Source organism: Cellulomonas sp. SG140 (assembly GCF_025770785.1).
Lineage (GTDB): Bacteria > Actinomycetota > Actinomycetes > Actinomycetales > Cellulomonadaceae > Cellulomonas.
Window position 1 is genome coordinate 754100 of sequence record NZ_JANZLA010000001.1, and the last position, 6330, is coordinate 760429.

Genomic DNA, 6330 nt, shown 5'->3' on the forward strand with positions numbered 1-6330 from the left:
CGCCGCGGAGCCGTGTGTACCGCGCCCGCTCGTCCCCCGTGCTCCGACCCGTCGGCCCGAGGTTGCGCAGCTAGCCGGCGGCCCGTGTCATTGGCCCGGGGACAGCAGCACTCGAACGTTACCCGAGACGCTCGTCGGAACCGCGAGATAGCCCCGGTTGAGGAGAGACTTCAGCACACCGTCGGCCACCGCACCCTGAGCCGCGCGAACGCGCCACCGGAACGTTTCGCGCCGCTAGAGGTCACTAGCGGAATCGACGGCGTCCTCGTCGGCGGTATCAGTCCACCACTGCGGCGAGGGCCGGATGGCGCGAATGTAGTCAGCGGTGAACTCGAGCCGCGGCGACGGTTGGAGCACAAGGCCCAGCGCTTCGTCACGGAACTCCCGCACGGAACGCATGTGCTTCGCTATGGACGCCCAGCGCAGATATGCAATGTCGTCAACGCGGCGTAGACAGTCGAGCACTCCGGAAGCAAGTTGTTCAGTCAACACGACTCGCTGTCCAGCGATGCCCCACAGGATCCACCGCGCAACTTGCATGCTCGTCCTCTCAGCCCGAGGTCGGCCTGCGAGTGCCACCTCGATGCTGTGGGAGAACCTGTCGAGGTCGAACGGCTGGCGAGCACGAGTGCCTCTCTTCACGACTGTCTGAGGGACAGGCGGCTCGGAGGGTGACCACCAGACGTCTTTGGCCACCGGCACTTCAGCCGGCGGCAGTTCGATTGCTAGGCGGGGGTAGTTGCTGCTGTGCCCAATCCATTCGAGCACTTGCCGCGCACCAGCGAACCCGGGACGCCCGCGACGGTCGGACCGGCCCAGGGTGCTGAGGGCGTACTGGACGTGCTGCATGCGGTCTGTTCGCCGCAATCGCGCCTCCACAGCCTCGCGGATGTCCGAGTCGAGGATGCAGTGCCGGTATGGCGTGTTGTTGCGCAGTTCGGACTCGTCGAGGTCCTTGGCCAGGCGAGGGAGTGCATGCTCTAGGTCTTCGATGACGAGCCCCGCGAGCTTCCGGACCTCGTCTCTGTCCATCTGGGCCAAGAGGCCGACGTAGATGTCTTCCTCAAGGCGTTCACGGTCGAACGGTCCCTTGGCGAGCCGACCGTCACCAGTGCGGCGCACAAGCATCCGATCGATCGCTTCCTTTGGCTCTTCGACGGTCTCGAAGACATGAAGCCGGGGTTCTTCCACGCAGTAGCGCCTGCGTCGAACGGCGGCGCCTTCGCGCTCCGGTGTCGTTCGGTCGACCTTCGTCGCAGCTCGGCACCATGGGCACCGCATGGCGGTGGTCCCCGCGTCAAGACCTGTAGCAGACACTGGTTCGCCCTCCATCAGATGGTCGGTACATCCACAGCTCCGCGGTCGCCGTGTCATCTCACCACGGCGCATGCACGGGTCCGGGTCCCCTTTCGGGTGACATCTGCGGCACCCAGTCCGCTTCGTCCGGATTGCTGAGACGCTGTGCCTGCCCGCACGACCCAACGGAAGGCAGGCCCGGCCATGTCCATCGACGCTACAGGTTCGACCGAGACGCTCAGGCTCTTCGCCGAAGACCTCCGACGCACGGCGGTCGAGTCCGCCGAGGCTTCGACCATCGCGGTGCAACAGGAACTAGCTCGAGGACTCTCCGACGCTGAGGACGCCCTCGAAGACTTCCTCATGTCGTACGCCGAGGGGCACACCGGAGCCGCACCCGAGCCTATCGACGAGGCGGCGAAGGACGCGGCCGAAGAGCCCCTCCGAGAAGGCCTGCGACGACTGGGCATCTCAGAGCGCCAGGTCCTGTTCGCGGGCGAAGAGGCCGGCAATGCAACTCGAGCCGTCGTACCCAACATGATCATCTGCCGACAGGACGCGCTGGACGGGACGAGCCCGGCCCTCCTGCGTTGGGACGGTCACGCGTCGGTGTGCATGATCGACCAGGTCCGGGCTGATGGTCGCCGCGGGGGCATCTACGCCCGTCACATCGCTGGCGCGATCTCCTGCGCGACCGGGTGGGTTGTCAGCTGGGCGCAGTGGAGCCGGCACAACGGAGTCGACGGCTACCGCAACATCCTCGGCGCGGTCCACCTGGCGAACCCGAGGGCCGGCGTGGCGGAGTTCCAGTTGTCGTCTCTGCGGTGGGACCGCCGGCAGGGGACTCTCGCTGCGGTGGCGGCCACGGCATCGCGACGGTCCAAGACTCAGCAGCTCGCGAAGAGGTTCGGCATCTCATCGGAGAAGGCGTTCTACACCACGTCAGGGACGCCGCTTGCCCCTGCGCTTCTCGTCGGCGCGATCAGCGCGGTCATTGAACCGAACGCGGTGTCACTCCACGACAGTGCACTCCTGCTGCCGTTCCAGATCCTGGGCGGCCCGATCTCGTCGCCGGACGGGAGTGCGCTCAACTACCTGCGCGTCTACGAGGCGAACGCACTCGATCTCCGCGCCAGTTCCCGTCCCGTCGGCGGCTACATCGCCTGGGTCAAGTAGGTCCCAGCCCGCGACGCGCTCGGCTCCTCGATGCGCATGCGTTGCGGGCGGATATGACATGCGTGCCGGAGCAGGACTTGCTGGTCGGCGCAGACCAAGGCGCCCCGAAGCCTGGCCCAGGGATGCGCGGGAAGCCGCACATCCCTGGGCCAGCGTTACTTATCGCGACCGAACGGGCTCGCTGACCGGTGCGGAGGGTGCGGGGCGCGTCGATCAGCCGGCCGCTGGCAGTACGATCCGTGAGAACCGTGAACGAGAGACGGTTGCCAGAGCTGGCGACCTGTGGCAATCTAACCGTGAGAACCGTGAGCCGGAGGAAGTCGGGATGGGTACCGTTCGCAACGCCAGGACGAGCGAGGTCGCCCGCGCTCTGGGAGTATCACCGGCTAGCGTTCAGGCGTACGCACGCCAGCGACGCATCCCCTTCCGCACGACACCGGGCGGCCAGTACCGCTACAACGTCGAAGAAGTGATCGCCGTACTTGCACCGCCGGCCATCGAGCTCCGGGACGACCTCGCTGATCTCACATCAGCGAGCTCATCCGTGATCACGGACGAGCTCTCGGCCTACAGAGTCGGCACGTTCGACGAGGCGACGATGTCCCGCCTTCGGATGCGAGGCCACCATCACCAGCGGGGCACAAGCATCGCCCCTATCGAGGTCACGGACGGGCTCGCGGAACTTCGCGACGCCGTCAGCCGCGCCGGGGGCGCCGCGGTAGCCGTCCTGCACCGATGACGTCGGCCACACAAAGTCCGGTGATCCTCGGCACCGCGGCGGCACCCGTTTCACTGACCGCGCTGTCCCCGCTGCAACAAGGGGACGCCATCTCCGGGCTTGTGCTCGCCGTTGCGGGTGTTGGGCCTGCCGCCTCGACTGGCCTACCGCTGGCTGACTGGCCTACCGGCGTGGACGCTGGTGATGCTTGGGGGGTCACGTTCGGAGCGGACACCGGCTGGTACGTGCTCATCTCCCAAGACTGCGACGCGGTGCGCGCACCCGCTGACGAACCGACAGTCGTGGTTGCCCCGCTGACGTTGGTGGAGCTCGGAGAGTGGCATGACCTCGTTCGTAACGGTTACTCGGCTCGCAAATGGCCGTATCCGGCAGAGAAGTTCGCTGGTCTGCCCGAGGGCAAGGGCCTCGTCGTGGACTTGGCGTGGACGACAAGCATCCTCAAAGGATCGCTAGCGGCACCGTCCGTGCATGCCCAGCGACCCCTCACCGGTCCGAACCGAAGGGCTTTCGGGGAGTGGCTCGCCGCCCGCCACGGGCGCATCCCGTTTCCGGACGACGTCGTGAGGTGCGTGCTCAACCCGTGCTATGAAGTGCGAAACAAGTTGGCGGCACGGTACGTGCAACATGGGAAGTCCGCACCGTTCGAGGCTCGGGCGGTCGGAGCGGTCTTGCGGTGGTTCGCTCAGGTTGATGGGCACGTAGTTCACGTCTTCGGCCAGACGTCCGGGCCCTTGCTCATCCACGCGGGCTTTGTAGACGACGAGGGCGCAGTCAAGGAAGAGTTCACTAAGGCAACGCAGCGTCTCGAAACTGCTATCAACAAAAGGATCGCCGCCGTGGCGCCGCAGGAGGGCTTCGTCTTCAGATTGACCCTGGGCGATCTGGCAAAGGTCTCGGCCGAGTCGTTCGTGAAGTTCGCACTGCTTCTTCGGTAAAGGGCTGTAGCCCGCACACCCCATAGCCGCGGGCCGTTGCGCGCCGCCGATCGCGACACGCATGTCCGATGCTGACCGTCTACGGGGTGCCGGTCAGGGTCGTCGGGCCTGCTTACCCAGCCGCGTCGGAATCGCTCTCGACAAGCGGCGACGGAGTTCGCCGCCCCCGCGCGCCTGAGAGATGGTTGACCCACCGCGTCGTACTCGCGCATCACGCGGGGGTTCACGTCCTTGGTGCCGAAGTTGACCCGGCGGCGAGTGCATGTTCGAGGATGCGCATCGTCTGGCCGGTAAGGCCGGCCGCTTTGTCGATCACGTACCAGATGACCGGCGCCGCCGACCGTGCCGCTCGGCACCAGCCACCCGGCCGGCCGCGCCACGCCAAACGCAGGCACCGTGATGAAGGACGAGTAGTGGGCGCGGATGGAGCGGTTGCTGCCCTCGAACTTCGGTAAGGTGGGTCGCCCGTTCCGGCCGTGGCAGACGGTTTGGAAGCGGCACAGGAAGTTTGCCGACGACGGGACCTGGGACCGGGCTTTGGCGCAGTTGATGGCCGAGGCCGACGTAGCTGGGCCGATCGACTGGACGGTGTCGGTGGACTCCACGGTCAACCGGGCTCACCAGCACCGCGACGAACACGACCCGCCCCGAGCAGGACACAGGGGGCTTCGTCGAATCACAAGGAACTCCCCCGCCGCTCCGATACTGAACCTGCAGGTCACGGCATCGGGCGGTCCCGCGGTGGGCTGACCAGCAAGATCCACCACGCCGTGGACGGCCGGGGTCGTCCGCTGGCTGTCGTGACCCCGGGCCAGTCGCACGACGGACGTGCGCTCGAACTCGTCCTGGCCGACATCCGCGTCCCGCATGTCGGCGTTGGGCGTCCTCGGACGACGCCGGAAGTCGTGCTCGGCGACAACGCGTACTCGTCGCGCGCGACCCGGGCGATGCTGCGCCGGCGCGGGATCAAGGCCGTCATTCCCGAGCCGTCCGACCAACAGGCCAACCGTCGACGCCACGGCGCCCGAGGTGGGCGGCCTCCGAAGTTCGACGGCGAGACATACAAGCCGCGCAACGTCGTCGAACGATCGTCCAACCTGCTCAAGCAGTGGTGCGACCTTGCCACCCGCTACGACAAGCGCGCCGCCATCTACCGCGCCGGCGCGGTCCTGGCCGCCATCGTCGTCTGGCTGCGCCGACTCTGATCAGGCAGAACGTGCGCCGGGCGCCTCGGCCTCCATGGGAGCATGCGTCTCGTGGACGCTCTGGAGCTGCGCGGTCGACTCTTCGCCATGCTGGTCTGTCTGGACGATCGCCTCCCAGCCGACCAAGCCGCGCTCATTCACAAGTTCGTCGACGTCGGCGAGTGGGGCTTGGCCCTGGAGCAGATCGCCGACGTCCTCTCCGAAGACGAGATCGGACTGCACGACGAGGAGCGAGCGGAGTTGCTCGCGCACAACTCACGCATGGAGATGGGCGACCGAGTGCCGAATGCGCTGGGACTCTGCCCATCCATCCACTGACGGCTGGCACCGAGCTGTTGGGAGACACGCCCTAGTGGCCTGGCCGGAGGTCGCCTCTGCTCGTTCGCCTTGGGATCTCGGCTTGCGGGAAGGGTTCTTCACCGAGTTCTTCGCGCATCAGGTCTCTGAACGTGCCGATGGCATGACTGACGTCCGCCAACCGCTCCTCGAGTGCGGCTTCCTGGGACTTGAGCGGCCACCAAGGTGCGACGCTCATCAACAGACGCTGCCCCGTGGTCGTGGCAACGGCTGTGTTCACGTACGTCGAGACGGACTCGGCGACGGTCGCTGCTGCGGCCGCCGCAGCGGGCGTTCCGCACGCCAGCACGCGGACCTGGGCGTCAAGGAGCGGCCTCAGCTCGGCGGCGATCCGCCAGCCCTGGCCGACTAGATCTGTTGGTTGGCGAAGTCCCATCAGGATCGCGAGGGCCGCACCGCCGCCTGACTGCACCCGGTTCACCGTTCGCATGACCTGCCCGGCAAGGAGCACACCGTTCGCCGCTACGAGAAGACCCTCGTAGGTGACGCGACGCGTGTCGACGACGCGTTGAGACTGACCCTCTGACGACGGATTGGGGCTGACCCCTCCGGGACTCTGGAGGGGTGATCGCACTGGAGGATTGGGCGGAGATCCGTCGGCTGCATCGGGCCGAGGGGATGC

The 6330-nt window shown here is 66.8% G+C and carries 6 protein-coding genes and 1 pseudogene; 5 read left to right on the forward strand and 2 right to left on the reverse strand.

From position 1 onward, the window contains the following. Positions 1-234: 234 nt before the first annotated feature. Positions 235-1191 carry a hypothetical protein gene (locus N0B34_RS03535; RefSeq protein WP_263729851.1) on the reverse strand — a complete coding sequence of 319 codons (957 nt, stop codon included), beginning with the start codon at positions 1189-1191 and terminating at the stop codon, positions 235-237. A gap of 309 nt (positions 1192-1500) precedes the next feature. Here N0B34_RS03535 and N0B34_RS03540 point away from each other — a divergent pair, with 309 nt between their 5' ends. From N0B34_RS03540 to N0B34_RS03560, 5 genes and pseudogenes are all read left to right on the forward strand, one after another. Continuing rightward, entirely contained in the window at positions 1501-2472 is a 972-nt protein-coding gene (locus N0B34_RS03540; protein ID WP_263729852.1) for a hypothetical protein, read from the forward strand. A gap of 325 nt (positions 2473-2797) precedes the next feature. After that, on the forward strand, positions 2798-3211 hold the full coding sequence (locus tag N0B34_RS03545) for a helix-turn-helix domain-containing protein (protein ID WP_263729853.1): 414 nt from the start codon (positions 2798-2800) through the stop codon (positions 3209-3211). A gap of 20 nt (positions 3212-3231) precedes the next feature. Continuing rightward, positions 3232-4146 carry a hypothetical protein gene (locus tag N0B34_RS03550; protein ID WP_263729854.1) on the forward strand — a complete coding sequence of 305 codons (915 nt, stop codon included), beginning with the start codon at positions 3232-3234 and terminating at the stop codon, positions 4144-4146. Positions 4147-4569: 423 nt separating this feature from the next. Then, positions 4570-5351: pseudogene (locus tag N0B34_RS03555) on the forward strand (IS5 family transposase). 51 nt (positions 5352-5402) lie between these two features. Then, a complete protein-coding gene (locus tag N0B34_RS03560; RefSeq protein WP_263729855.1) occupies positions 5403-5669 on the forward strand; it encodes a MafI family immunity protein in 267 nt (88 codons plus the stop codon). A 31-nt stretch (positions 5670-5700) separates the two neighbouring features. Here the strand turns inward: N0B34_RS03560 and N0B34_RS03565 are convergent, their stop codons facing one another. Then, complete coding sequence (locus N0B34_RS03565; RefSeq protein WP_263729856.1) at positions 5701-6129, reverse strand: hypothetical protein; 429 nt, start codon at positions 6127-6129, stop codon at positions 5701-5703. Positions 6130-6330: the final 201 nt, after the last annotated feature.